General features: G+C 37.8%; 30 protein-coding genes and 3 pseudogenes. 23 read left to right on the top strand and 10 right to left on the bottom strand.

Features of this window, described 5'->3' with window-relative positions:
* Positions 1-92 precede the first annotated feature (92 nt).
* The 4 genes from NYE53_RS13275 to NYE53_RS13260 all read left to right on the top strand — a co-directional run bounded on the left by NYE53_RS13275 (position 93) and on the right by NYE53_RS13260 (position 1,763).
* On the top strand, positions 93-479 hold the full coding sequence (locus tag NYE53_RS13275; protein WP_014477468.1) for a VOC family protein: 387 nt from the start codon (positions 93-95) through the stop codon (positions 477-479).
* A 144-nt stretch (positions 480-623) separates the two neighbouring features.
* The gene (locus tag NYE53_RS13270) at positions 624-725 is read left to right on the top strand and encodes a hypothetical protein (RefSeq protein WP_119123071.1); all 102 of its coding nucleotides are present in this window, start codon (positions 624-626) and stop codon (positions 723-725) included.
* 269 nt (positions 726-994) lie between these two features.
* The gene (locus tag NYE53_RS13265) at positions 995-1,354 is read left to right on the top strand and encodes an SH3 domain-containing protein (RefSeq protein WP_119899611.1); all 360 of its coding nucleotides are present in this window, start codon (positions 995-997) and stop codon (positions 1,352-1,354) included.
* 52 nt (positions 1,355-1,406) lie between these two features.
* Positions 1,407-1,763 carry an SH3 domain-containing protein gene (locus tag NYE53_RS13260; protein ID WP_004398671.1) on the top strand — a complete coding sequence of 119 codons (357 nt, stop codon included), beginning with the start codon at positions 1,407-1,409 and terminating at the stop codon, positions 1,761-1,763.
* 406 nt (positions 1,764-2,169) lie between these two features.
* On the opposite strand, the gene NYE53_RS13255 is transcribed toward NYE53_RS13260, so the two are convergent.
* Together NYE53_RS13255 and NYE53_RS13250 are read right to left on the bottom strand one after the other, a co-directional pair.
* Entirely contained in the window at positions 2,170-2,985 is an 816-nt protein-coding gene (locus NYE53_RS13255; RefSeq protein ID WP_339245115.1) for an alpha/beta hydrolase, read from the bottom strand.
* Between the two features lie 136 nt (positions 2,986-3,121).
* Complete coding sequence (locus NYE53_RS13250) at positions 3,122-3,385, bottom strand: CD3324 family protein (protein WP_003229850.1); 264 nt, start codon at positions 3,383-3,385, stop codon at positions 3,122-3,124.
* A gap of 435 nt (positions 3,386-3,820) precedes the next feature.
* Here NYE53_RS13250 and csn point away from each other — a divergent pair, with 435 nt between their 5' ends.
* Positions 3,821-4,636: a chitosanase gene (gene csn / locus NYE53_RS13245; RefSeq protein ID WP_336154024.1), complete on the top strand. Its 816-nt coding sequence runs from the start codon at positions 3,821-3,823 to the stop codon at positions 4,634-4,636.
* 281 nt (positions 4,637-4,917) lie between these two features.
* On the opposite strand, the gene NYE53_RS13240 is transcribed toward csn, so the two are convergent.
* Positions 4,918-6,021 (bottom strand): 2-methylaconitate cis-trans isomerase PrpF family protein, encoded by a 1,104-nt coding sequence (locus NYE53_RS13240; protein ID WP_339245112.1) that lies wholly within the window; start codon positions 6,019-6,021, stop codon positions 4,918-4,920.
* Positions 6,022-6,165: 144 nt separating this feature from the next.
* Here NYE53_RS13240 and NYE53_RS13235 point away from each other — a divergent pair, with 144 nt between their 5' ends.
* On the top strand, positions 6,166-7,035 hold the full coding sequence (locus NYE53_RS13235) for a LysR family transcriptional regulator (protein ID WP_015251604.1): 870 nt from the start codon (positions 6,166-6,168) through the stop codon (positions 7,033-7,035).
* Between the two features lie 114 nt (positions 7,036-7,149).
* Positions 7,150-8,466 (top strand): citrate:proton symporter, encoded by a 1,317-nt coding sequence (locus tag NYE53_RS13230; RefSeq protein WP_339245111.1) that lies wholly within the window; start codon positions 7,150-7,152, stop codon positions 8,464-8,466.
* Positions 8,467-8,741: 275 nt separating this feature from the next.
* Here the strand turns inward: NYE53_RS13230 and NYE53_RS13225 are convergent, their stop codons facing one another.
* On the bottom strand, positions 8,742-9,722 hold the full coding sequence (locus tag NYE53_RS13225; RefSeq protein ID WP_339245109.1) for an aldo/keto reductase: 981 nt from the start codon (positions 9,720-9,722) through the stop codon (positions 8,742-8,744).
* Positions 9,723-9,857: 135 nt separating this feature from the next.
* On the opposite strand from NYE53_RS13225, the gene sigZ reads away from it, so the two are divergent.
* The 3 genes and pseudogenes from sigZ to NYE53_RS13210 all read left to right on the top strand — a co-directional run bounded on the left by sigZ (position 9,858) and on the right by NYE53_RS13210 (position 11,501).
* Complete coding sequence (gene sigZ / locus NYE53_RS13220) at positions 9,858-10,388, top strand: RNA polymerase sigma factor SigZ (RefSeq protein ID WP_014480374.1); 531 nt, start codon at positions 9,858-9,860, stop codon at positions 10,386-10,388.
* Positions 10,389-10,521: 133 nt separating this feature from the next.
* On the top strand, positions 10,522-11,277 hold the full coding sequence (locus NYE53_RS13215; protein ID WP_268555748.1) for a metal-binding protein ZinT: 756 nt from the start codon (positions 10,522-10,524) through the stop codon (positions 11,275-11,277).
* A gap of 61 nt (positions 11,278-11,338) precedes the next feature.
* Positions 11,339-11,501: pseudogene (locus tag NYE53_RS13210) on the top strand (hypothetical protein).
* A gap of 287 nt (positions 11,502-11,788) precedes the next feature.
* Here NYE53_RS13210 and NYE53_RS13205 read toward each other — a convergent pair.
* From NYE53_RS13205 to NYE53_RS13190, 4 genes are all read right to left on the bottom strand, one after another.
* Positions 11,789-11,866, bottom strand: coding sequence for a YjcZ family sporulation protein (locus tag NYE53_RS13205; protein ID WP_072175780.1), 78 nt, complete (start codon positions 11,864-11,866; stop codon positions 11,789-11,791).
* A gap of 575 nt (positions 11,867-12,441) precedes the next feature.
* Positions 12,442-13,149, bottom strand: a complete 708-nt coding sequence (locus tag NYE53_RS13200) for a YrpD family protein (RefSeq protein WP_015483480.1) — start codon at positions 13,147-13,149, stop codon at positions 12,442-12,444.
* Between the two features lie 381 nt (positions 13,150-13,530).
* Positions 13,531-14,328 carry a glutamate racemase gene (gene murI / locus NYE53_RS13195; RefSeq protein WP_339245106.1) on the bottom strand — a complete coding sequence of 266 codons (798 nt, stop codon included), beginning with the start codon at positions 14,326-14,328 and terminating at the stop codon, positions 13,531-13,533.
* Positions 14,329-14,670: 342 nt separating this feature from the next.
* On the bottom strand, positions 14,671-15,714 hold the full coding sequence (locus NYE53_RS13190) for a nitronate monooxygenase (protein ID WP_339245104.1): 1,044 nt from the start codon (positions 15,712-15,714) through the stop codon (positions 14,671-14,673).
* A 364-nt stretch (positions 15,715-16,078) separates the two neighbouring features.
* Here NYE53_RS13190 and aadK point away from each other — a divergent pair, with 364 nt between their 5' ends.
* The 3 genes and pseudogenes from aadK to NYE53_RS13175 form a co-directional block, all read left to right on the top strand.
* Entirely contained in the window at positions 16,079-16,933 is an 855-nt protein-coding gene (gene aadK, locus NYE53_RS13185) for an aminoglycoside 6-adenylyltransferase AadK (protein WP_339248542.1), read from the top strand.
* Positions 16,934-17,159: 226 nt separating this feature from the next.
* Positions 17,160-17,663: a DinB family protein gene (locus tag NYE53_RS13180; RefSeq protein WP_015251612.1), complete on the top strand. Its 504-nt coding sequence runs from the start codon at positions 17,160-17,162 to the stop codon at positions 17,661-17,663.
* Between the two features lie 180 nt (positions 17,664-17,843).
* Positions 17,844-18,101 (top strand): annotated as a pseudogene (locus NYE53_RS13175) (MFS transporter); the annotation flags it as partial.
* Between the two features lie 52 nt (positions 18,102-18,153).
* On the opposite strand, the gene NYE53_RS13170 reads toward NYE53_RS13175, so the two are convergent.
* Both NYE53_RS13170 and NYE53_RS13165 read right to left on the bottom strand, forming a co-directional pair.
* Complete coding sequence (locus tag NYE53_RS13170; RefSeq protein WP_251187875.1) at positions 18,154-18,420, bottom strand: hypothetical protein; 267 nt, start codon at positions 18,418-18,420, stop codon at positions 18,154-18,156.
* Positions 18,421-18,445: 25 nt separating this feature from the next.
* On the bottom strand, positions 18,446-19,243 hold the full coding sequence (locus tag NYE53_RS13165; protein ID WP_339245103.1) for a Hook-associated protein 2: 798 nt from the start codon (positions 19,241-19,243) through the stop codon (positions 18,446-18,448).
* 138 nt (positions 19,244-19,381) lie between these two features.
* Between NYE53_RS13165 and NYE53_RS13160 the strand changes: the two are divergent.
* From NYE53_RS13160 to azlD, 10 genes and pseudogenes are all read left to right on the top strand, one after another.
* Positions 19,382-19,572 (top strand): annotated as a pseudogene (locus tag NYE53_RS13160) (hypothetical protein); the annotation flags it as partial.
* Between the two features lie 166 nt (positions 19,573-19,738).
* A complete protein-coding gene (locus NYE53_RS13155) occupies positions 19,739-19,894 on the top strand; it encodes a hypothetical protein (RefSeq protein WP_014477443.1) in 156 nt (51 codons plus the stop codon).
* A 45-nt stretch (positions 19,895-19,939) separates the two neighbouring features.
* Complete coding sequence (locus tag NYE53_RS13150) at positions 19,940-20,311, top strand: DUF2568 domain-containing protein (protein ID WP_339245100.1); 372 nt, start codon at positions 19,940-19,942, stop codon at positions 20,309-20,311.
* A gap of 225 nt (positions 20,312-20,536) precedes the next feature.
* The gene (locus tag NYE53_RS13145) at positions 20,537-21,103 is read left to right on the top strand and encodes a cysteine hydrolase family protein (RefSeq protein WP_339245098.1); all 567 of its coding nucleotides are present in this window, start codon (positions 20,537-20,539) and stop codon (positions 21,101-21,103) included.
* A 139-nt stretch (positions 21,104-21,242) separates the two neighbouring features.
* Positions 21,243-21,527, top strand: a complete 285-nt coding sequence (locus NYE53_RS13140) for a hypothetical protein (protein ID WP_339245096.1) — start codon at positions 21,243-21,245, stop codon at positions 21,525-21,527.
* A gap of 245 nt (positions 21,528-21,772) precedes the next feature.
* Entirely contained in the window at positions 21,773-23,005 is a 1,233-nt protein-coding gene (locus NYE53_RS13135) for a cytochrome P450 (protein WP_339245095.1), read from the top strand.
* Between the two features lie 272 nt (positions 23,006-23,277).
* The gene (locus tag NYE53_RS13130) at positions 23,278-23,553 is read left to right on the top strand and encodes a barstar family protein (RefSeq protein WP_251187878.1); all 276 of its coding nucleotides are present in this window, start codon (positions 23,278-23,280) and stop codon (positions 23,551-23,553) included.
* A gap of 322 nt (positions 23,554-23,875) precedes the next feature.
* Entirely contained in the window at positions 23,876-24,349 is a 474-nt protein-coding gene (azlB, locus tag NYE53_RS13125) for an azlBCD operon transcriptional regulator AzlB (RefSeq protein ID WP_339245091.1), read from the top strand.
* Between the two features lie 12 nt (positions 24,350-24,361).
* Positions 24,362-25,126 carry an azaleucine resistance protein AzlC gene (gene azlC / locus NYE53_RS13120; protein WP_046381210.1) on the top strand — a complete coding sequence of 255 codons (765 nt, stop codon included), beginning with the start codon at positions 24,362-24,364 and terminating at the stop codon, positions 25,124-25,126.
* The gene (gene azlD, locus NYE53_RS13115) at positions 25,123-25,455 is read left to right on the top strand and encodes a branched-chain amino acid transporter AzlD (RefSeq protein WP_339245090.1); all 333 of its coding nucleotides are present in this window, start codon (positions 25,123-25,125) and stop codon (positions 25,453-25,455) included. Before azlC ends, azlD begins: the two co-directional genes overlap by 4 nt.
* The last annotated feature ends 78 nt before the right edge of the window (positions 25,456-25,533 follow it).

Raw genomic sequence — 25,533 nt, 5'->3', positions numbered from 1 at the left:
AGTATGGAAACTTGACATAGTGCTGTCAGGTTTCTTTGGTATCATTAAATTGGATGACTAGTAAAAGTATGGTTTTATAGGAGGCACTCGATATGAAGCTGTTACAAATTAGACTGTTGGTGAATGATTTTAAGAAAAGCGTCGAGTTTTATAAAGATTCATTAGGACTTCCAATAAGTTGGTTAGAGAATGAAATGGAATATGCACTCTTTGATAATGGGGAAACGAAAATAGAGCTTTTATCTCGAGAAACGATGGCTGAAATCGTTGGAGAGGGAAAAAAATCGTTGGAAGGAGAAGCTCAATCAAAATTTTTGCTTCAGTTTAAGGTAGAAGATGTTGATAAAACATATGACGATTTACACAAAAAAGGAGTTAAATGTGTGAATAAACCGCATGATCGCAAGGAATGGAGTGCCCGAGTTGCTCACTTCAGAGATCCAGATCATAATCTGATTGAAATATATAAAATGTTATGATTTTTCGACTCGCAAAATCATAGAATATAACGTTTGATAACGTACCTCATCATTTTTATACGCCCTGGTAAAAGAAAGCAAAGTCATAATAGGTTGCGGACACTGAACTTGCAGCATTTACGCTGATTTGTATGGTGTCCGTTTTTGATTGGTGAAAAAGGTGGAGTATCTATGAATCGAGAAGAAGCGTGGATACAAGGAAGCAGTACACTGATTGAGTTAATTGGTGGAAACGAAGCCGCTTGATCCATGTCCTTTTTCGGGATTGTCAATCGTGATTACCGACTGGACAAATGATTAAGAGCCAAATGTAACACACCATCAATATCAAGCCTGACTACCATTTATTTTGTATCCTTAATTGTCGAAAACATAGGAATAATTCCACTTTTGAAAGATCTAGTTTATGGTACATTGATAAATATATGGGAGGGGAGGGGCATGGTATCTGAAAGTAATCCTTAACTGGATGTAAGAAAGTCAAACGTACGGCATTTATAAGGGGAGGGTATAAGGTGAATAAGCTAAAGAGGCTAAGTATGCTAACGGTGATGATTGCATCTTTGTTCATTTTTTCTAGCCATGCACTTGCGGCTCAGTATTATACGGTTTCAACAAGCAGCGGTGCTCCTGTCAATATGCGCAGCGGCCCAGGTACAAGTTGGGGAATTGTAACGACCATTCCGAGCGGAACCCGCATCCCGATCTATTGCTACAAAACCGGTACAACTGTAACTGGAAAGTATGGAACGAGCAATATTTGGAATTACACAGAGCGGACGCTTGCCAGCGGGGAGATCGTTCCTGGATTTGTCTCTGATACATATATGTATACAGGCTCAGACGGTCCGGTTGTTCCTAAATGCAGCTGGTAGCCTATGTTCTATCGTTTCTTAAAATGAAGGAATTGAAGAAAGAGGGATGACATTGACTAAACTGAAAATGCTGAGTATGTTAACCGTTATGATAGCATCATTATTCATTTTTTCCAGTCAGGCACTTGCCGTTCAGTACTTTACTGTCTCAACAAGCAGCGGTGCGCCTGTCAATATGCGCAGCGGTCCTGGTACAAATTATCCTATTATGCTTTCCATTCCGAGCGGCTCCCGTGTTCCTTATTATTGTTATGCTTATGGAACGACTGTTACAGGGAAGTATGGAACGAGTAATATCTGGGACCAAATCCAGTGGAAAGATTCCCGGGGTGTCGTGAATATTGGATATGTGTCTGACACATATGTGTACACAGGATCAGACGGCCCTGTCGGTTACAAATGCAATTAGCTAAATACTCCGTACAATAGAATCTCTTCTTAAGGGCCTATCTAGGACGAACCATACCAACTATTGTTGTTGGTATGGTTTTTGCTGCGATGAAGTCTTCCATACCTGCATTTGTGGTGATTTTCAAAAGAGATTCATGATGTTAGACACTGGTTGTTGTTGAGGACAAAATAACGAGCCGCTTTAGAGTTGTATCTAATGGTATAAATACGGAATTAAGATAGGAAATAATCAATAGGAGAACGTAATGTACAAACCTATTTTTCGATGAAATTCCTAATATCACTTTGGTTAAACATCTCACATTGCGTTCTCGTTAGTGAAAAGTTCTTTTTACGCTTCGTGAAATCTTCTCTAATTCCAGAGTTAGTTTTACCTGTCCTATTATGAAAATTTTAATTAATCCTTAACACGTATGTTTCTTTTCTTTTTCTAACATGCCGTGTAACCTCTCAGAAAATTCTTTATGGTATATTGTGTACCCCGTATGATTTCCGGGGAATTCAACCAATTCTGTTTTCAATTGTTCCGCCAGGGCGTTCGCGCAACGATAAGGAAAAAGCTCCCGAGAAGCACTTCCGCCAGCTGGGAGTATCTTCATCAGTGGAGATGTAAACACAGTTTTTAAAGCTTCGATATCTAATGTATAGTTGAGAATTCCTTGAATTTCATACTCAGTGAAATACGTTGAATTGCCGAGAAGCCGCTTTGTCAGCACAGCCTTTGATTGTTCGTCTGTCTCTAATCTTGACATTAACTTAATGACTTCACTTCGATGATTTTTCTTAAGGTCTTCCATGAATTGCTCGGCTTGTTTCAGCTCATTTCCATGCAGAAGCTGCAATAAGATTGGTTCGTGTGGGATCATGACATGTACTTGTTCGGGATGGCGTATGCACAGATCAAGCCCGATAACAGCCCCGGAGCTGCTTCCAAATACGTATGCCGGCTTATTGGTGATTTTGGCTAGAAGACGGTGAGCATCGTCACTGTGTGTTTCCACACGGTAATCCTCAATCTGATTGGCGAGATTGCTGCGGGAATGGCCGCGGCGATCATAAGTAACAACCGTGTACCAGTTAGCCAGATGATTGGCAACATGATGGAACTTGTCGGCATCACCGCCTCCGCCGTGGACCAAAAGAATGATTGGACCTGAGCCACGCACCTGATAGTGGATGTTCGCGCCGGGTACTTGCAATGTTCCATTGTTTATCGTCATTTGTAGGACCTTCCTTTCTTCTCATCTCCCTTAACTTTACACAATTGGCCAATGGTATCATATGCAGGAAATAACTAAGAAACAAACTCGCCATATAAAAAGCACTGATTATATTTCATCAGTGCTTCCGTTTTGTTTATTTAGAGTAGACAATTTTTTTTATTGTTTCAATAGAGAGGTGATATTCATCAGATAATTGATGAATGGTTTTGCCGTTTTTAAATGCTTTTTTAATAGAAGCGTTTCTGTCATCGATCAGCTTTCTTGTTCCTGAACACGCACCCCATTTTTGATGAGAGGATTCAGGTTTAGGAATATATATTGTTTTTCCTTGAACATACTTTTGAATTTCCGATATCAGCTTTTCAGGTAAAATAGCGGTTGCTTTTACATATGCCATTTCTGCCAGCTCCTTATTTTTTTATGACAAATAAGGTGCAAAGCCACTATATCAGAAAAGCTTACTTGGGCGATCTTTTAGAAAGTCTACCCCATGCAAAGTATCGCTTCCCAATAGTAGGCTTTGCATGGGACGTTGCGGAATCTGGCATTCTCATCTTGCTTGCCATTTACATCACCTCCCTAACGATTTTCGATGATCACTTCCATTATAAAATAGAGTAAAGCCTTATGGCATCTTGTTAATGAAAGTTGGCAGTATGAAAGGGACCTTCCAAGTGAGAGGGGCTAAGGCTGATTGGCAATCAAAAGAGTAAGATTCAAGCTATATTACTTTAGATTCAAAATATTGACAAATTGATGCATTTTCAACAATAGGGCAGTCTCTTCATGTATACTGAGTCTGTATTTACAATATTTAAAAAGGGGAAGTGCAATGAAAATCAGTATGCAAAAAGCAGCGATCTCATTACTTGTTTTCACCATGTTTTTTACCCTGATGATGAGCGAAACGGTTTTTGCGGCGGGACTGAATAAAGATCAAAAGCGCCGGGCGGAACAGCTGACAAGTATCTTTGAAAACGGCACAACGGAGATCCAATATGGATATGTAGAGCGATTGGATGACGGGCGAGGCTATACATGCGGACGGGCAGGCTTTACAACGGCTACCGGGGATGCATTGGAAGTAGTGGAAGTATACACAAAGGCAGTTCCGAATAACAAACTGAAAAAGTATCTGCCTGAATTGCGCCGTCTGGCCAAGGAAGAAAGCGATGATACAAGCAATCTCAAGGGATTCGCTTCTGCCTGGAAGTTGCTTGCAAATGATAAGGAATTTCGCGCCGCTCAAGACAAAGTAAATGACCATTTGTATTATCAGCCTGCTATGAAACGATCAGACAATGCCGGACTAAAAACAGCATTGGCTAGAGCTGTGATGTACGATACGGTTATTCAACATGGCGATGGTGATGACCCTGACTCTTTTTATGCCTTGATTAAACGTACGAACAAAAAAGCGGGCGGATCACCTAAAGACGGAATAGACGAGAAGAAGTGGTTAAATAAATTCTTGGACGTACGCTATGACGATCTGATGAATCCGGCCAATCATGACACCCGTGACGAATGGAGAGAATCAGTTGCCCGTGTGGACGTGCTTCGATCTATCGCCAAGGAGAACAATTACAATTTAAACGGACCGATTCATGTTCGTTCAAACGAGTACGGTAATTTCGTAATCAAATAAGCAGTAAGGAAAAGAAACCGCTGCGGATTGAACTCAATCTAAAAGATACCAATGATGTATGTTGGTATCTTTTTATTAGCAGTAAAAAGTATTCAATTCTCTATAATGATTAGGTCAGGCTTGAGGCAGATACCTTAAAGGACATTGGCGATTTCATGTAAAACAATAACAATATAGAGGCTTTTTTTAAAGCCATGCCGGATTACAATGGATCTGTGCAAGAAGGCGCCTTCAATCCATCTATTAACGATGGAAAGGGGGAGGCTTTTTGCACAGTCCATCTACATCATTTGATAGTCTCCATGCGTATAAACTGTTCCGTCCATAATACGTCGTGCGGTACGGACGATCTTTATACCAGTGGGCTCCACCATTGTTTCAATAATACCAGAAGAATGAGCTAGCCGAACCTTTGTAGAGTGGTTTTTTGCTATTCTTGCAGGGATTGCACCTTCCACTGAAAGGGCTCTTGTTGTACATATCGCTCCAGTGACAGCCAGTGCTTGATGAGGCTTTTGCATGGACATCATCCTGATGTGTAAGTCCATCTCAACGTTTGAATGCCAAGCACCTGTACTATCCTTATATTTCTCTGGTTTTGATACTATAGCCAGTTTGGGGACAGCCGGCGATAACTTTGTAGCTGAAAATCGACTGGCAAAGCCGCATTTCTCTGCCGCAATGGATCTTAATTCTTCAAATTGAGCCAACTGTAGATCAGTAAATTCTTCTGCAAGTTCCGTTCCATCCAGGCCGATACTGCTCGCTTCCACAAAAACTAATGGATTTGCATAGTCGATAATAGACACCTCTATTTGGCCTTGACTTGTATCTAAAAACTCCGAACTATTTCCAGTAGGCAATAAATGACCGGTAACTGAACCAGCGGCATCATGAAAGTTTAAATAGATTGGAGATCCAGATCCAGGTACTCCAGATATCGTAACATCTCCGTCATATTTGACCTGACCGTCTTCCACTTCCACTTCCGCAATGATCATTTTATTCGTATTGGTATTCAGGATCCTTACCGCAGTCATTGGTTCTGTCGCTTTTACAAGTCCTTCTTCGATAGCAAATGGCCCAACAGCAGCGGAGATATTTCCGCAGTTCCCCTTAAAGTCCACTTTTTCTTCTGAAATGCTGACTTGACCGAAAGTATAGTGAACATCAATATCCGAAGTATATGCTTTCTTGATTATCGCCACTTTGCTAGTAAGAGAATTGCCGCCACCCAAACCATCTATTTGTCTTTTATCAGGACTTCCCATGATATCAAGCAAAAAGGGCTCCCATTCGTTTTTATTGTTAGGCATGGCTGATTCATGGAAAAAAACGCCTTTGCTTGTTCCGCCTCTCATGATTGTTACATTCGTCTTGACCATCGTCATCATCCTCATCTGAAAGGTAGTATTTTTTATGTTTTTTAGTGTAGAAGGTAAAAAAATAAAAATAAAATATAAGTTTTCTTAATATTCAATAAAAAAACTTTTATAATTGTGAAAGAAGGACTAGAAAGGAAGATGAAAATGGATGAGAAAGATTGGATTTTATTGAAAATTCTTCACGAAGAACAAAGTGTAACAAAAACAGCAGAACGATTATTTACATCACAGCCTTCCATCACTTATCGGTTGAATAAGATTGAGGAGATTTTCGGAATTGAATTATTCACCAAAAGGCATAAAGGAATTACCTTTACTGCGGAAGGAGAACACTTGGTTGCTTATGCAAGAAGAATGCTACAGGAACTTCAAGATACCAAAGATCATATTTCTAATCTAAGCAAAGAGGTGCAAGGACATCTAAGGCTGGGGGTATCAAGCAATTTCGCTCAATATAAGCTCCCTAAGTTATTAAGGGAATTTTCCACTATGTATCCTAATGTCCAATATAGTGTACAAACAGGCTGGAGCACAGATGTCATGAAATTATTAGATGCTGGTATTGTACAAGTCGGTATACTGAGAGGAAGCCATCGCTGGAAAGGGGTGGAGGAACGGCTGACACGGGAAAAATTACATATCATCTCAAAAAAACCAATAACGATAGAGCAGCTTCCTTTTTTACCTTTTATCAAATATAAAACGGATGCTTCTTTAAAAACGATTATAGAAGATTGGATGCATACGAATCTAAAACAAGCCCCCATTATTGCAATGGAAGTGGATCGACAAGAGACTTGCAAAGAGATGGTAAAGCATGGTCTTGGTTACTCCATAGCACCAGAAATTTGCCTGCAGGAATCTGATCATTTGTACACAATGGAACTGTATAATGCTAAGGGTAAGCCTCTAATGAGAGATACTTGGCTAATGTACGATCAAAAATCATTAGGAATCAAACTCGTTAAAGCATTCATTGATTTTTTAAAGGGTGAACAAATGGTAACCATTTAAAGTTATGATAGAATTTTTTTTGAAACACAGTAAAAAAATATTTATTTAACTTATTACACTGTATAAGATATGTTAATCAAAAGTCATTTGAAAGCGCATTCTTGGAGGTGTAATATGCTTACTATTTTAGGTTTTTCGATGGTAACTGTTTTTACAATATTAATAATGACAAAGAAAGTCTCGCCTATTGTTGCCTTGACCATCACTCCCATTGTTTTTGCTCTTATTGGAGGTTTTGGTAAGGGTATTGGCGACATGATTTTAGAAGGAATTCAAACAGTTGCAAGTTCAGCGGCATTGCTATTGTTTGCTATTCTTTTTTTCGGAATTTTAATTGATGCAGGTTTATTTGATCCGCTAATAGAAAAAATTTTATCTATAGTAAAGGGAGACCCTGTGAAAATAGCGATAGGGTCTGCCGTCTTGGCAATGCTTATCGCTTTAGATGGGGACGGTACAACAACCTATATGATAACAGTCTCAGCAATGTTACCTTTGTATAAAAGAATTGGTATGAATCCCATGGTTATGGCGACATTAGCAATGCTGTCGTTGAGTATCGTTAGCGGAATGACTCCATGGGGCGGACCAGCTACAAGAGCGATTTCAGTGCTGGGTTTGGATCCTTCAGATTTTTTTGTGCCATTACTTCCGACCATGCTTGGAGGTATTGCTTGTGTGATATTTCTGGCTTTTCTAATGGGAAGGAAAGAGAGGAATCGAATAGGCATCGTTCAATTAGAGCCTAGACATATAACAAAGGACAGCTCTCAATCTTATATGGCTGCTAGTTTGGAGAGCGAGCAATTGAAAAGGCCACGCTTAATATATCTTAATTTATTCCTCGTTATAAGTATCATGGTGTTTATTGTGCTTGGAACTAAGCATCCGTCAGTTTTATTTTTAATTGGTTTTGTTCTTGCCCTTACTATAAATTATCCGAATGTAAAAATGCAGAAGGAGCGAATCGCCGAGCATTCTGGTAATGCCATAACCGTGGTATTATTGGTATTTTCAGCAGGAGTATTTGCTGGTATATTATCCGGGACAAAGATGGTGGATGCCATAGCAGGATCATTGGTATCCATCATCCCCTCATCAATGGGAGAGTTTTTCCCCATTATTGTAGCACTCACTAGCATTCCGTTTACTTTTGTTTTATCAAATGATGCATATTACTTTGGTATGGTACCTATCTTTGCAGAAGCTGCCTCAGCATATGGTATAGAACCAGTAGAAATAGCAAGGGCTTCTATAATGGGGCAGCCGGTTCATCTGATGAGTCCATTAGTTGCGTCAACACTACTATTAGTAAGCATGCTTAAAATTGACTTGGGATCATTTCAAAGGTTTGCCGTTAAGTGGGCTGTAATTACATCATTAGTTATTACGTTGTTAGCAATCATTACAGGGGCTATTACTATTTTGTAAAGAAACAATAATAATATTTAGACTGCCAATGAATCATTAGTTTGATTGATTTAAATACAGCTGAAAGGGGTCCCAAGCTGATCAAGCCAGTTGTCTTTCCAGTTACTCTATTGTTTAGGGTTCTTTTTTAGAAGCGGCAGCGTTTTTGTCGATGTTTAGCCAGCATTTTCAGCATGATGTGGAAAAGACAAGAGACAAACAAGCTCTTGTCTTTCCTAATATGATAGTTCAGTATAAATATTTAAGAAAAATGTCAGTATTGAGTAATGAATGTATCACCAGGCGTATGCCTCAGGTGTCTCTCCTCCAGGTCCGGGAAAGATATCATTTAACATGCGGAGAATCTCCTTATCCAGACTGATTTCAACGGCTTTTATCGTATCACGCAGCTGCTCAACCGTTCGTGGTCCGATGATCGGCGCAGTTAAAACTGGATTTGCCAGCACCCATGCCAAAGCCACATTTGCTTCTTTTTCTTCTAGTTCTTTGCATAAATCTGAAAATTTCTCGAGTTGCAAACGATGTTTTTCAATTAAATCTGCTCTTTTTGCTGTACGAATTCCGGCATTGCTTTTCAATGCCTTCCCGCCAAGAAGCCCTCCTGCAAGGGGACTCCACGCCACTACTCCTAAACCAAGATCCCGGGCAGCCGGCAGCACTTCCATCTCAGCTGTTCGTTCTAATAAACTATACTTATGCTGTTCAGTGACGAGTCCCATGAATCGCCGTTTTTCAGCTTCAGCTTGCGCTTTAACTAAATGCCAGCCTGCAAAATTACTGGATCCAATATAGTCTACTTTGCCGGAGCGAACCTGAGTCTCAAAAGCTTCCCATATCTCATCCCACGGTGTCCGCCTATCGATATGATGCATTTGGTACAATTCGATATGATCTGTCTGAAGCCGCTTCAGTGATCCTTCCAGATGACGTCTGATTTTGTATAGAGACAAGCCCCTCATATCATTTGGTCCGTCATTCGGATCAGAAATCGGTTCATATACTTTTGTCGCCAGAACAACTTTCTCGCGGCGCTGTCCTCCTTGTGCAAACCATTTTCCAATGATGCTCTCTGTCAATCCTGCGTTTTTGCCCCAGCCGTAAATATTGGCAGTATCAAAAAATTGAATGCCGTTATCAAGCGCTTCATCCATGATACGGAACGCAGTCTTTTCGTCTGTATCAACTCCAAAATTCATCGTGCCTAAACATAAACGGCTCACCCGCAATCCTGTTCTCCCTAAATAGGTATACTCCACAACAAACCTCTCCTTTATCATTATTTTTTGCAACAGCTGCAATACAATTGATTCAACAATTGTTTCGCTCTTTGTTACGATTAAAAAGACGAAGCAAATGTAAAGCAGACGCAAAATTATAGGAGGTTTTTTCAAATGAATATAGAGGATCTATGGGATCAATTTCATCAGCCGTTAAAAACATATATTTCACATAGGGTTAACGATCAATCTATCGTTGATGACCTCTTGCAAATCGTATTTATGAAAATACAAGTGCATCTCCCAAATCTGATCGATGAACAAAAGATCGACAGCTGGATTTATCGGATCACTAGAAATACGATTATTGATTTTTACCGTACAAAAAAAACAAGCGAAATATTGCCTGATGTTCTACATTTTAATGACAGTGCAGAGGAAGAAAATTTCACCAAGGAAGCAGCTGTGTGTATTCGATCGACCATCAAACGGTTGCCTGAAAAGTATCGAGAGGCGCTCGAGTTAACTGAATTTCAGGGGTTATCACAAAAAGAGTTGAGTGAAAAGCTCGGCATTTCTTACTCCGGAGCAAAATCAAGGGTACAACGCGGACGTGGAAAATTAAAACAGCTGCTTGAGGGGTGCTGTCATATTGAAGCGGATCGATATGGAAATATCGTAGACTTTCGTATTTTAAAGGAATAACTGATGAACATAGTCAGTTATTCCTTTAAAATAAGCCATCCGCATGAAAAGCATTTTCCCTTTGATGTTTGCAAGAGATGCATGTATAATATAAATCGTAATGTTTTCGATTTAATGAAAAAGGAGTGTTGGAATGAACATTTTATTTTCAAAGCGGCTAGGCATATTAACGATTGGTTCATTACTAGTTTTGGCAGGATGTCAGACTTCCGGTTCTTCTGCAGGTGAGTCTAATCAAACAACATCATCCTCAGCAGTTGAAGAAGACTCTTCCAAAACGCAAGAGCAAACATCTGACAGTCATACACACGAACATTCTCACGATCATAGTCATGCGCATGATGAAGAAACAGAAAAAATATATGAAGGCTATTTTAAACACAGCCAAGTAAAGGATCGCTTACTTTCTGATTGGGAAGGAGATTGGCAATCTGTATATCCATACCTGCAAGATGGTACTCTTGACGAAGTGTTTTCATATAAATCAGAACACGAAGGCGGCAAGACAGCTGAAGAATATAAAGAGTATTATAAAAAAGGCTATCAAACAGATGTTGACCGTATTGTAATCCAGAAAGATACTGTAACGTTCTTCAAAAATGGAAAAGAATATTCTGGTAAGTATACGTATGACGGATACGAAATTCTAACCTATGATGCGGGCAATAGAGGGGTAAGATACATATTCAAACTAGCTAAAAAAGCAGAAGGGCTGCCTCAGTATATTCAGTTTAGTGATCATAGTATTTACCCGACTAAAGCTAGTCATTACCATCTCTATTGGGGGGACGACCGTGAAGCTTTACTTGATGAAGTCAAAAACTGGCCTACCTACTACCCGTCAAAAATGGATGGACACGATATTGCCCATGAGATGATGGCTCATTAATGATGATTACTCTATGAAAGTTGTTCTGCCATAGCCATTTTTTCTGTGGAGAATTGATAGAATGGGGAAAAAACTGATTGAGACCATTCAGGATCCGCCACATTATCGTGACGTGGCATACCTTGAGTCATCTCACATGAAGAGTAGAAGAAACCTATTTCAAAATAAAAAATCATTGGATGTATGAGCAGTGGATTACGCTTGAAATCTATTGGCTTATATGAAGCAAAGAAGAGACCCAAAGACCGCAAAGCTTCTTCAAGAAAGCTTTGCGGTTTTTTATATGTCTAAGCCTCGATTCATCTCACCATAAAAAGGTATTTCAACTTTCTCTTTTGATCGACAATAGTCCATAAAGGGAAGAATATTTCCCTCACAAAGAAGTCGTGGCAGTAATCTCCATAGGTGTGTTTGCATGGCCCCACTTTAATGGTTTTGTTTAAATCTAATAAAAAACAGACGCCATAAAGATTTCTTATGGCGTCTGATGGATATGAGGTAAGGTGTGTTCTTAATAGCCACCAAAGAAAGATGTCCCAACGATGATTAATAGGATGAATAGAACTACAATTAATGGAAATGACCTCATAACATCACCTTCCTTAAAAGAGGATAGTACATGATATGCAGATCGAGCTTATTCGATAGTGATGCTAGTTTAATTGATGTAAAAATATTTTTAAGGCTGGACTGCTAACTGATCTTTATTAGTTATTGGATCATACTTATCTTTTGGAATGAATCCGTTTCAAAATGATGTGTTGTTCTCGGCCAATCGCTGGTTAATCTTCCTGGTGCAATCGAGCTATATGAAGACATCCCTCTTTTATGAAAGTACACCCAAAACTTCTCTCTCTTGCAGACCCTTAATCATTTGACTTGCATATCGAGCGTAAGCATGCCTCATCTAAAAATAAAGTGCACCATCTGCCATTTGTTTTAACATTTTTAAGACAGTGATGCACACCTTTTGCGTTGAGCAAATGGAACAGGTTCAGAAGGGGCGAGCTGCTCCTTACTTCACCCAGATAAAAGACGGAGATAGACGGCATGTACCGAAGCTAACTGAAAGTTAAATTGAAATGAAAAAAGGGGCATGTTAAGCCCCCTTTAAGACTATCGAGAGCTTCTCAATAGCCTAATGCATTGTATGTTTAACATGTTTTAATTTTTCACAACGGATAAACTGACACTGTTGCCTGAGACTGTTACTTTAGCGAAGTCTTGTGTATCAATTACAGGTGTTATTGCTTTGTTGTCGATGGTGATGTTTGTAAAAGATGTAGAAAAGTTTGATTTGATAGATTGGCGTGACCCTGTTGTAGCAACTGTAGCGAGCGCTTTCCATTTGGAGATGGAGCCGACATTTGTTTTGCTGATCTCTGAAATGAGACGGCCGTTGTATCCCGCATTGTTTGTGCCCCAGTATGTAGCGCGTGTATTGCCGTTAAGGTTTTTGTAGATGGTAAGTTGTACGGTGCTGCCGGGACGGAAGCCTTTCGTATTCGTGAATTGGCTTCCTCCTTCGAGGTACTGAACCTGATCCTGTCCTTTTGAACCGACTTTCATATATGGTTTCCATACGTTATATTTATCACTGTACTGAAACCCGATATCGGATTCTGTGCCTCCGCTAAAGCCAGAGTAGATATAGGCTGTCCCATTTGAAACCTGAATGGAGCTAGGAAGCTGGATTTTCGTAACAAAAATTGCACCAGTGCTGTTCAAGTAAGCCCTCCCGCCGATTCCATCAGTTAGCTGTGATGCAGCTTCTGCGGTTTTTGGGCTAATAATACCCGGCACATCTACTGCACATGTGCCAAAAAGCACAGTTGCCGTAAGCGCACCCGCAAGCAGTCCTTTTTTCATCATCATTATTTCCCCCTATCATTATAATTAGAAAGCGTTATCATCTTGTATTATAAAACATTATGAAAATAATTCCATAATAAACATGAAAATAGACACAGAATTTACACATTATGACTATGTGTATCTGGCAAACGGTCGATTCGCAATCTCGAAAAATGTCCCGTGAAGTGTACATGTTACGATAACTTTTCAATCGATACTTGTGCTTTATTGAAATAGAAAAGCTATAGAGATGGGGGAGAAATAAGAGGGGGAAAGAGGGAAAACACTGTAATCAGATATGTGTGTATAACTCAATTGTTTGTTAGAAAAAAAGTGGGCTTTTTAAGTCCGCTTCTTAGTTCATGTTTCCCTTCAGGAGACTGTCTTTTTCATTTACATTCAATGTCCAACATGACTCCTTTGAGTTTCATCTAATATTTCAAACAATTTTTTGTACTTTGATATGATTTCTTGGTCCACAATTTTATGGCCAGAATCGAAAAAGGTGATTGAGCCCGATCCTTTACCAAGCTGGTTACGATCTGCAAGAACTTTTTTCAACTGTTTTGCAGTACCGACACTGCCTGAAATAATATCAACTTTTATCCCAAACAGTTTTTCAAAACTGTTTTTGAAAAACGGAAAATGAGTGCATCCTAACACAATCGTTCCATATTGTTTCAAATCAAAAGAAGATAGTTCGTTCTCTAGATATTTAATGATCTTGTCTTCACCAAAATCAAAGTTCTCAGCAAATTCAACTAGTCCTGGAAGCGGTAAGTAATCAACAAGGTCATGGTGATCAATTTCTTTAACTAGATTATGAAATTTCTCTTCTTTAAGGGTCAAATTAGTAGCAACTACCAGAACTCTTTTTCTTTCCTCTGTACATTTATTTATAGCAGGCTTTACAGCGGGTTCGATTCCGATTATCGGAAAGTCGAAGTTTCTCCGAAGATCCTCTATCGCAATGCTAGTAGCTGTATTACACGCAATAACAAGAGCTTTGATATTTTGACTGGCCAGAAATTCAGCTGCATTGAAAATATATTCTTTAACTTTACCCTTTGATTTTTCACCGTATGGAACGTTTACCGTATCTGCATAATAAATGTAATCTTCATAAGGAAGAACTTTTATGGCCTCATACAATACAGTCATGCCACCAATTCCAGAATCAAAAAATCCTATTTTCATCACTTCTCACGCTTTCTGTCTCATTCTTTTTTTATCATATGACTTTATATCATCTGAATCAAACGAAAAACAACCATTTTACTATTCGAATTTAATATGGGAGTTACCGATTTTTCGAATAGGTAGCAAAACATGAGAAGAGGAGATAAGATCGAAATGTTGGTGATGTATTGTGGTGAATTCATCAAGATCATACCAAATCAATGGGATGATTGATAACCCGAATCAATTAGCTTTGAAAATGTAGGAGTATTGAGATTTCCAGAGTCAGGGGATGAAATTACTAAAAAAAAAGCAAACTGCCTGTCGAAGTTTGCTTTTTGCTCTATCAATGAGGTGCGCCTATATTTTTATATCCTCTTGGCAAAGCTGATTTAAAAGCTGCTTAACCGATATTTCCTCAGTCAATGACCGTATCCCTTGACCTGCCCATAAAGACATCTGATCATGGTTATTTTGAAGTGAAGCCTTCTGTCTCATTGCCTTCGTTAGTGTATTTTGATAAGGGTACGGAAGGGTTTGTGTCTCAAACTGTTCTTTTTCTTCCATCCATTTATTTACGATTCCTCTGGCCTCTTTACCTGAAAATAATGTCGTAAGCTTTGTATCTGCTTCGTTTGCTTCTAGTATTTTCTGTTTATGTACTGGATGTGCATTACTCTCGTGACAAATTAAAAAGGCAGAACCGATTTGAACGCCTTGGGCTCCAAGGGTTAAAGCTGCTTTTACTCCTCTGTGGTCTATCATTCCTCCAGCAGCTATGACAGGTACACTCAATGCATCTGCTGCTTGTGGAATCAGAGCCATTAAACCTATGGCAGATTCACCTTTGGAAGGTAAAAATGCTCCGCGATGTCCACCGGCTTCACTTCCTTGAAGGACGACGATATCCATTCCCCGTTCCTCCATTAACAATGCTTCTTCCACTGTTGAAGCGGTTCCTATTAAACAGCATCCAGCGGTTTTTAGCTCCTTTACTGCGTCTTCAGGCGGCAGATCAAAAGTGAATGAGCAAGCCTTAACCTTGTATTTTAAAATTAGATCAATTTTTTGATAGAAGTCATCCCACTCTTCTTGTACAGATGTGAATTGATTTACTTGATTAGCTAACGGTATGTTTTCTTTCCACTTTTTAATCTGATCTTTTGGTGGCATCTCTAGACCTAGCGGAACAAACACATTAATTTGAAAAGGAGCGTCTGTCAGCTCAAACATTTCTTTTATTTGTTGTTCTAGTAGGTCTGGCGTAAGATACCCCGATGCTAAGCTGCCAAGAGCACCTTGATTCGAAACTGCAGATGCAAGTCGGGGCTTTGTAATACCGCCAGCCATTGGAGCTTGAATAATCGGTTTTGTTAAAGAAAACTTTTTCATAAATTCATTCATACCGAATCCCCCCCGTTAAGACATGATTTTTGAAAAAAGTGTCATTTTAAAATTTACTCAAAAACTCGTATTCGCTTAAATATATCGTTTTCCTTCTTTTTGTCAATCTCTCATACCAGTTAACATGACGATAAAGCAGGGGGGATTAAAGTGTGTCAAAGATAGTGTCGTCCCATGGCGGCTCTACAAAAAACAGAATATTCATGTAGTCCTTCATAGTTGATATCTGATTTTGAGATGTCTTGCATCTTAATTTTGAATGATATATAGGAGAACTTCATGTAGAGTGAAAAAATCTATAAGACGTACAGATCAATATTCAGTTTTACAGTTAGATATTAAGGCTGAAACGGAGGAACATGCGATGCGAAGTGAGCAGGAAATGATGGACATTTTTTTAGACTTTGCGTTGAACGATGAGAGAATCCGATTGGTCACTTTGGAAGGGTCACGTACAAACAGAAATATCCCTCCTGACAACTTCCAAGATTATGACATCTCGTATTTTGTAACTGATGTAGAATCTTTTAAAGAAAATGATCAGTGGCTCGAAATCTTTGGGAAGCGCATTATGATGCAAAAACCAGAAGATATGGAGCTTTTTCCTCCCGAATTAGGTAATTGGTTTTCATACATTATTCTTTTTGAGGATGGCAACAAATTAGATCTAACCCTTATTCCAATTCGTGAAGCAGAAGATTATTTTGCTAATAACGATGGTTTGGTTAAGGTATTGCTAGATAAGGATTCGTTCATCAACTATAAAGTGACCCCAAATGATCGCCAATACTGGATGAAAAAGCCGACTGCAAGGGAATTTGATGATTGCTGTAATGAGTTCTGGATGGTTTCGACTTACGTAGTAAAAGGATTAGCAAGAAATGAAATCCTTTTTGCCATTGACCATTTAAATGAAATTGTACGTCCTAATTTATTGAGAATGATGGCCTGGCATATCGCATCTCAGAAAGGGTATTCATTTAGTATGGGGAAGAACTATAAATTTATGAAACGGTACCTTTCAAATAAAGAATGGGAGGAACTCATGTCTACATATTCTGTGAATGGGTATCAGGAAATGTGGAAGTCTTTATTTACTTGCTATGCATTATTTAGAAAGTATTCAAAAGCTGTATCAGAAAGTTTTGCATATAAGTATCCTGATTACGATGAAGGCATCACTAAGTATACGGAAGGTATTTATTGCTCAGTAAAGTGATAAGAATATAGGATTGTCTTCATTTGATATTTGATTCTCGCTGACAATGGAGACCAAGGAGTCACCATGTTTGTAAAAAGATGCGTAAATCGTTACGTTTAAGAATGTCTACGCATTTTACTATGATTATTCTTGTCCAAAATTTTTGTTCTTTTTAACGAAACGAGGCATTATAATTAACCTATAGGCACATTGAAAAAACAAAAGAATAAAAAGGAGGATTTGTGTGTTTCAAACCTTAGACCATTTTTTGAAATCTTGGGAGTTCGAAGCAGATGCTACACAGAAACTATTAAATAGTCTGACTGATGAATCACTTAAACAAGAAATAACTTCACAAAATTGGACTCTAGGCCGTATTGCTTGGCATACTGTTGCTGCCATTCGCATCATTACCTCAAACACAGACTTAACGTTCCATGCCCCAGCTGAAGATTATCCTGTTCCAACTTCGGCTCAGTTTATAGCTGACAGCTATCATCAAGCCAGTAATGCATTTGTACAGGCATTAAAAACCCAATGGACTGACCATACACTTCAAGAACGTATCAACTTTATCGGACAACAATTGCCTAATGGTTCACTTTTGATGTTTTTAATTCAACATCAAAATCACCATCGAGGACAAATGACTGTTCTTATGAGACAAGCAGGTTTAACTGTTCCAGGTATTTATGGTCCAGCAAAAGAAGAATGGGCAAAATTTGGTTTGGAAGCCCCGAAAATGTAATCAACCTTGTTATAAAAAAGTTACGCTATGACAACATGTAAAAAGATGTTTTGATGCTATCTTTTTTCAAAACATCTTCTTTTTTTGTTCGTTTACCAATGATAAGAACATATTTTAATAATTTTTATTCCAAACAAGAATGCCATCGTCATTTCATACGAAACGGTACTATCAATGGCTAATATTAATTAATATTTGATTGCATCTTCAGCCCCTGAAGCTCCTGGTTTCGCAAATGGCTTATTTATATCATCCTGTAACGTAGGAACAACAATTGGTTCAGCTATAGGCGGGTTATTTATATCAGAAATGCGTACACAAAACGTCATATTGGTGGGAATTCTATCATTGATACTAAGTTGGGTAAGTATTTTTCTAAAAACTTATATGTTCTCTCCTGCACAACAACTTTCTAGACAGGGAATACATTCGCTTTAAAAACCCCACTTTTAAAAGTGGGGTTTTTTTGAATGCGTTTTAAGGGTGTTAACTATTCTTCATCTTCAAAGAAACCAAATAGTTTTTCTTCATCATATTCATATTTACGTCCTAGATTATCTGTATCTCTTTCGTGCTGTAAAAGGACCTTATAGTTTTTTCCCTTTGAAGATTCGTCTTCAGTAACACTTAGGACGGTTACTTTATCGTTCTCATATGTCTTTGCAAAAAGTCTAATTTCCTCAATTGTATCCTTTAAATCTGTCTCGTCACCATTAAAAAAGTCTAAAGAAACTTCAGTTGTATATTTTTCAATCATGGTTAGCTCCCTGCTAAAGAATGTTTTAGTTCTTAAAGGATAACGGAAATTGTGTATTTTTACTACTGTCTGCTGTATTAATAATGACACGATGATGAGTCGTAGAAGTGTCTTTTGTGCTTATATTTTTATTAAATTGCTTTCTATAGAATGTCCGCCATGGACCACCTTTGTCACGAGAAGACCAAGCTTGATCGGGCTGTGTCATTGTTAATCTTCTCAGTTCAGCGACATCTACATCTTTTCCATATTGAGTTCTATTACTTGTAGATTTTCGGCTTGCGTCATACTTGTGTCTTTTATACGCATGTTCACTTATAAAATCTTTTTTAATTGTACCACCATTCTTTTTATATGGAACATCTTTAGTGATTTTTGGTTTTTTCGGCTTAGGCTTCGGTTTAGGTTTTGGCACCTTTCTAAGCATTTGAAACTGTGGCGATGCCTTTTCTTGATTTGTAACTGCTGTTGTAATTGTCGCTGATTTTTCTTCGGTATCTGTTAAAGATACTGAAGTTAATTTGTTGTTATGTACTACTAAATTTAACTTTAAAATGGTTGTTTTGTTATCAATATTAGTATAGAAATAATTTACTTGGTTTGTTGAATTTGGACTAAAATCGCTTGAATTAAATAATTCTAATAACTCTTCCTCAGTTATAAGTTTTTTGCCGTTTTTATCAACAATTTTATCTAAACCATTAATTGCTGATTTTTGGAGATGCGCTCTTTCGACTTCTTTTGCTTTGACTTCACTGCCATCAATAGCAAATAAAGAAATAAGTAGACTGAAAGCAAGTATTGTCAATAAAACTTTCTTCATATTTTTCCTCCTTTTTATCTGTTACTCAAGTATTATAACGCAACTAACAAGAAAAAAAAGTATTTTCATCATAAATTTTCAATTGATTGAAAAAAATGATAAAGAGATATTCAATATATGAATAGATTAATTGAGTAGATAATATTCACAACTTAGGCGAACCATATTATTGAGGTTCATCGATTGCGGAGACTACTCTATGGTTCAGAAATTCCAATGAAACATTCAGGTGTTGCTCAATTTGGAATAGAAGCAGCTGTGCCAAAAGGAGAAAGAGTCTAGCTGAGTTGCAACAAATGGATATAAGAGAGGAACGTCTTCTCAAAAGGGAAGGCAGATTATTACTGTAATTCATACAATGAGGAAAGCCTCCCATCGATAAGCGAGGTCAATATTCAGCTTTTATGGTATATTCATTACTTCGTTCGACAAATTCTGCAAATTGTAGACAACTTCCTGATTATTTGGATAATTAACTGGATAGGAGGGGAAAAGTTGTCATATTTCATTATACTTATCATCGTTCTATTAATCGGAGCATTGGTAACAGCAGCAGTCGGTATCATCTCTTCAAAAGTAGAGGTAATCTCGCCGAAAACTACAATAGAATCTAAAGAGGAAGAACAGAAAAGTTTTTATACGCTGAAATAAAGCAGAGAAAGAGCATCTCCTACGGGGGTGTTTTTTATAGAGGAGTTGGAAAAACTGAATCAGACTAATTTACTTTTAAGATTCACCCTTGAAATGGCTGCACTAATCTCCTTAGGGGTGTTTGCTTGGATAAGCTTTAATGGTTATTTTAAATATGTTTTAACTTTGGTTTTACCTATTGCAGTTATGATTGTCTGGTCTGTATTTGCAGTACCTAATGATCCTAGTCGAAGTGGACAAACTGTAATAGCTGTAAAAGGGATAACAAGGTTAGTTATTGAATTATTGATCTTTGCAATGGCTGTTGCAGCGCTTTATTTTAGTCATTTAAAACCAGTTGGTATTGTCTTTTTATGTCTAATAATACTCCACTACATCTTTTCAGCTGAGCGTATCAAATGGCTTCTAAATCAATAGTTTTTAATTTCGGCACTCATTATTAGAGTGCTTTTTATCATTCTCTGTAGAGCCAGTGATTCTCAGATTATTGGCGGTTAACGGCTTGGGCACAGTTGCAGTTTAGAACGCATTATCCAATAAAGAAGGCGCTCATTTGAAATTCATCATTAAACATTTGTACAAAAGTAAAATTTGTATTTAGAATGTAGTAATAAATAGAAATTCTACGTAGGAGGCTATCTTGTGGAAGAAAAGAAAAAAGCTTTAATCATTGTGGATGTGCAAAAAGCCTTTGATGATAAAAAATGGGGGGAACGAAATAACGTAAAGGCGGAAGAAAACATTAGTAAAATACTAAAATTATGGAGAGAAAAAGGATGGACAGTCATATACATACAACACACTTCTGATAAACCTCATTCTTTATTCCATCCAAAGAATGAAGGGTTTGCGATAAAGGAAATAGTTAAGCCTATGGATGAAGAAGTCATTATAACCAAGACAGTAAATAGCAGCTTTATTGGTACGAATTTAGAAGCATTCTTAAAATTAAATGAAATAAACACTGTAGTCATAACTGGTTTAACCACGCCTCACTGTGTATCAACCACCACAAGAATGAGTGGTAATTTAGGGTTTGATACATACCTGATTTCAGATGCAACAGCAGCCTTCGGAATGAGAGACCAAAATGATACATATTATGATGCGGCGACTATTCATAATATATCTCTAGCTACATTGCATGATGAATTTGCCACAATATTGACAACTGATCAATTAATAAATGATTTTATAAAAACTCACTGATGAAAAACATTTTGGCACAGTAAAACGGCAGGCGCCTTTCCAAAGAAAGGGCGCTTTAATTCGATTTCCTGCTTTACTTGCTCAGAGGAGATGTATCAATGTTTCTTTATCGAATGAAGCAAAGTGGCAAAGCTATTCCATGAATCTTTCAATCAATATCCTTTTATGGATTTCTCGTAAAACAAGAAAAAAAGATCATTCATTTATTTTTGAAATGCATAAAGTACTGACAAGAGCATATTTTAAAAAGCATTTCTTTTTTGTTGACATTCAGAATGGTGAAATTTTTGTTGCCGCTCTATTAAAACATCGTGATAAACCCGACATTAACTTGATCGATTATATAGCAGCAGGGGGGATAACATTAATCAAAATGGGGGGATTTTCAGTATTGAACATGTTGGCGGTGACTAATGAGACTTAAAAATCTTCCAAATCCTTAAAAGAGCCAGCATGGTATTTAGAAGTATTAGGAGTTTCGCCATTTTATCAGGGAAAGAGTTTGGGCAGCAAAATGATTAATGACTGTCTCATACCTTTTATTTCAAAATGCGGTGCGGCATTTTGGCCCTTATCATGAATACTGATCTCAATAGATCATTTTACAAATCGTATTGATTTTATATTTAAAGATTATCTTAACCTTTCATAAAGATGGAGGTCGAATAAATGTCTTCAAAAGAAAAAAATAGTGTAACCATCTTGACGGAAAGTCAATTGTCTTCGAGAGCATTTAAAGATGAAGCGTATGAATTTTATAAAGAATTGCGAAAATCACAGCCTCTCTACCCATTATCTTTAGGAGCTCTGGGGAAAGGCTGGCTCATATCGAGATATGATGATGCAATACATTTATTAAAGAATGAAAAATTAAAGAAAAACTATGAAAATGTATTTACCGCAAAAGAAAAACGTCCTGCTCTATTGAAGAATGAAGAGTCTTTAACAAAGCATATGCTTAATTCAGATCCCCCTGATCACAACCGCTTGCGAACTCTTGTTCAAAAAGCATTTACGCATCGGATGATTTTGCAGTTGGAAGACAAAATCCAGCATATCGCAGATTCTTTATTGGATAAAGTGCAGCCCAACAAATTCATGAACCTAGTAGACGATTATGCGTTTCCATTGCCGATTATCGTGATAAGTGAAATGCTCGGCATTCCCTTGGAAGATCGTCAAAAATTCAGAGTGTGGTCGCAAGCAATTATTGATTTTTCAGATGCCCCTGAAAGACTTCAGGAGAATGACCACTTGTTAGGGGAGTTTGTTGAATATCTGGAATCCTTAGTTCGCAAAAAAAGGAGAGAACCTGCAGGAGATTTAATCAGTGCATTAATTCAAGCGGAAAGTGAAGGCACACAATTAAGTACAGAAGAATTATACTCGATGATTATGCTGCTTATCGTTGCAGGTCATGAAACAACCGTAAACTTAATCACCAATATGACATATGCTCTGATGTGTCACCATGATCAACTAGAAAAGCTCCGCCAGCAGCCGGACCTGATGAATTCAGCCATAGAAGAAGCATTGCGGTTTCACAGCCCTGTTGAGCTAACGACTATTCGCTGGACGGCTGAACCGTTTATACTGCATGGACAGGAGATTAAACGGAAAGACGTGATCATTATTTCTTTAGCATCAGCAAACCGTGATGAAAAGATATTTCCAAATGCCGACTTATTTGATATTGAAAGAAAGAGCAACCGCCATATTGCTTTTGGCCATGGCAATCATTTTTGCCTTGGTGCACAGTTAGCCCGCTTAGAAGCCAAGATTGCGATGTCCACCTTATTACGCCGTTGTCCAAATATTCAGTTAAAAGGCAAAAAGGAACAAATAAAATGGAAAGGGAATTTTCTGATGAGAGCAATCGAAGAATTGCCGCTTAGTTTTTAATTTTTTTGGGGATATGTGATTTTCAAACATATCTCGTTTTACTCCTCAATTAGATTAAACGATAGTAAAAGCTGTAACATAAAAATTTGATATGATAGCTTTTCAAAAACAAAGTTTAGCATTATTTATGCCTACCGGGCATGAAAATGTCTTGCAAACACCAATAGTTTCCCCCTATCGGTGTTTTTTATTTGTTTTCAGCCTCATTTGGACAAACAGCTGTTACATAGTAAACGTTTGTTAAGATAAAATAATAGAGGGCATAGTTTCTAATGAGAAAAATAATGATAGATGGAAAAGACTTTGAAAATATAGAAGTTTTACATGATGTTTTAAAAGATAAACTAGACTTCCCAAACTACTATGGGAGAAATTTAGACGCTTTATGGGATTGCCTGACAGGGTGGATGGATTTGCCGCTCACTTTAGTCTTGATACATTTTGAGTTCAGCAATACATTTTTAGGTTCATACGCTGATGATGTATTGGAAGTTTTACAAGAGGCTCAAGAGGAACTAGAGGACGAATTTAAAATAATAATAGAGTAGACTTTCTGTTTTGTGAATTTTAACAGTTTTCGTTCGCAGAAAAAGGCAATAGGGCACCACAAATTAAAATTTCGGTGAGACCGCAATAACTTTTTGGCTTCTGATAAGTTTCTTATGATGTTGGTATCAAGTCACACAAGTCCCATGACTTCTTCTGATGTAAGTTAATTTAATTATGAGTTAATCATGAGGATAATTTTATTCTGTGAATAACATTTTAAAAGGATTTAAATTTAAATAATATTTGATTAACGAATAAAAATTCGTTATTATTTAAATTGGATGAAATATAATTCTGTTAAGATGTATTGGGGGTTATCAAATGAGTATTATGCTTGACGAAACTGATAAGGCCATTTTAAGAGAATTGCAGGAAGATGCTTCAATATCAAATTTAAATTTATCTAAGAAAATTGGGCTTTCACCATCAGCTTGCCTTGCAAGAACAAAGAACCTAGTAGAAGCAGGTATAATTAAAAAGTTTACGACTATTGTTGATGAGAAAAAACTTGGAATCGAAGTCACAGCACTAGCTCTCATCAACTTATCACCCTTAAATAGGGAGACAATTCATTCATTTTTAGAGGATATAAACAAATTCCCACAGGTTCAAGAATGCTACACACTTACAGGAAGCCATGACTATATGCTTAAGATTGTGGCGAAGGACATGGAGAGTTATCGGAATTTTATCATTGATTCATTAATGCAGAACCCCGCTATTAGTGGAGTTGACACAAGCATAGTCATGAGTACAGAAAAAAGAACTGTCAGTGTGCCAATTGATGAAATATAGGAGGTTGTTGATTTGAATAAAAATAAAGAATCGTTACATTTAAGCTCTCCTGCTATTAACACTCATATGAATAAGAGAAGTCAAATATGGGCTGCATTTCGTTCTGCATTCCCATATACAATTCCGATTTTTGCGGGGTTTTTGTTTTTGGGGATAGCTTATGGAATCTTTATGCATTCTTTGGGATTTAGCGCAATCTATCCAATCATCATGAGTTTTATGATATTTGCGGGCTCAATGGAGTTTGTTGCAGCGAATTTTTTACTTGGTGCGTTCAACCCTATGAATGCTCTTTTTTTGACGTTAATGGTCAATGCCCGGCATTTGTTTTATGGAATTTCCATGTTGGATAAGTACAGGGGGACTGGAAAGAAAAAGCTTTATCTGATTTTCGGAATGTGCGATGAATCATTTTCTATCAATTACACCGCTAATGTTCCGGCGAATGTTGACAAGGGCTGGTTTATGTTTTTTGTGACACTGCTTAACCATTTATATTGGGTCGCGGGGGCAGCGATAGGAGGTATTTTTGGGTCGTACGTGAAGTTTAATACCGAAGGGCTTGATTTTGTGATGACTGCTCTGTTTATTGTGATCTTCATAGAACAATGGATGAAAGAAAAAAAGCATTACAGTGCTCTCACAGGACTTGGACTTTCAGTAGCCTGTCTTATCCTTTTTGGCGGAAACCAATTTATTATTCCTGCTATGCTCGCCATTTTAGGGGTACTGACTGTTCTGAGAAAACCATTGGAGAAAGCTGAGGTTTCCGTATGACGATGACTATGACGCAGCAAATGATCACCATTGCAATGGTCGTGCTTGGAACAATGCTGACACGGTTCCTTCCATTCATGTTTTTCCCGTCTGGCAAACCGACACCGAAATATGTACAGTATCTTGGTAAAGTGCTGCCATCAGCGGTAATCGGGCTTTTGGTCATTTATTGTTTAAAAGATGTGAGTCTGCTTTCTGGAAGTCATGGCATTCCTGAATTGGTTGGGGCAGCTGCAGTTGTACTGCTTCACTTGTGGAAGAAAAATATGCTTCTTTCCATAGCGGGGGGAACCGTTGTTTATATGGTTTTGGTGCAATTGGTTTTTTAACCGATATGGGAAACTATCAACATGATCATGCTTTTTATTGAACTTGATAAAAATATATAAAACTGACACAAACTTATT

Origin of the sequence: Bacillus sp. FSL R5-0523 (genome assembly GCF_037975295.1) — a bacterium.
Lineage (GTDB): Bacteria > Bacillota > Bacilli > Bacillales > Bacillaceae > Bacillus > Bacillus subtilis.
Note: the sequence above shows the minus strand (reverse complement) of the source record. Positions and strands in the feature narration are given on the sequence as shown.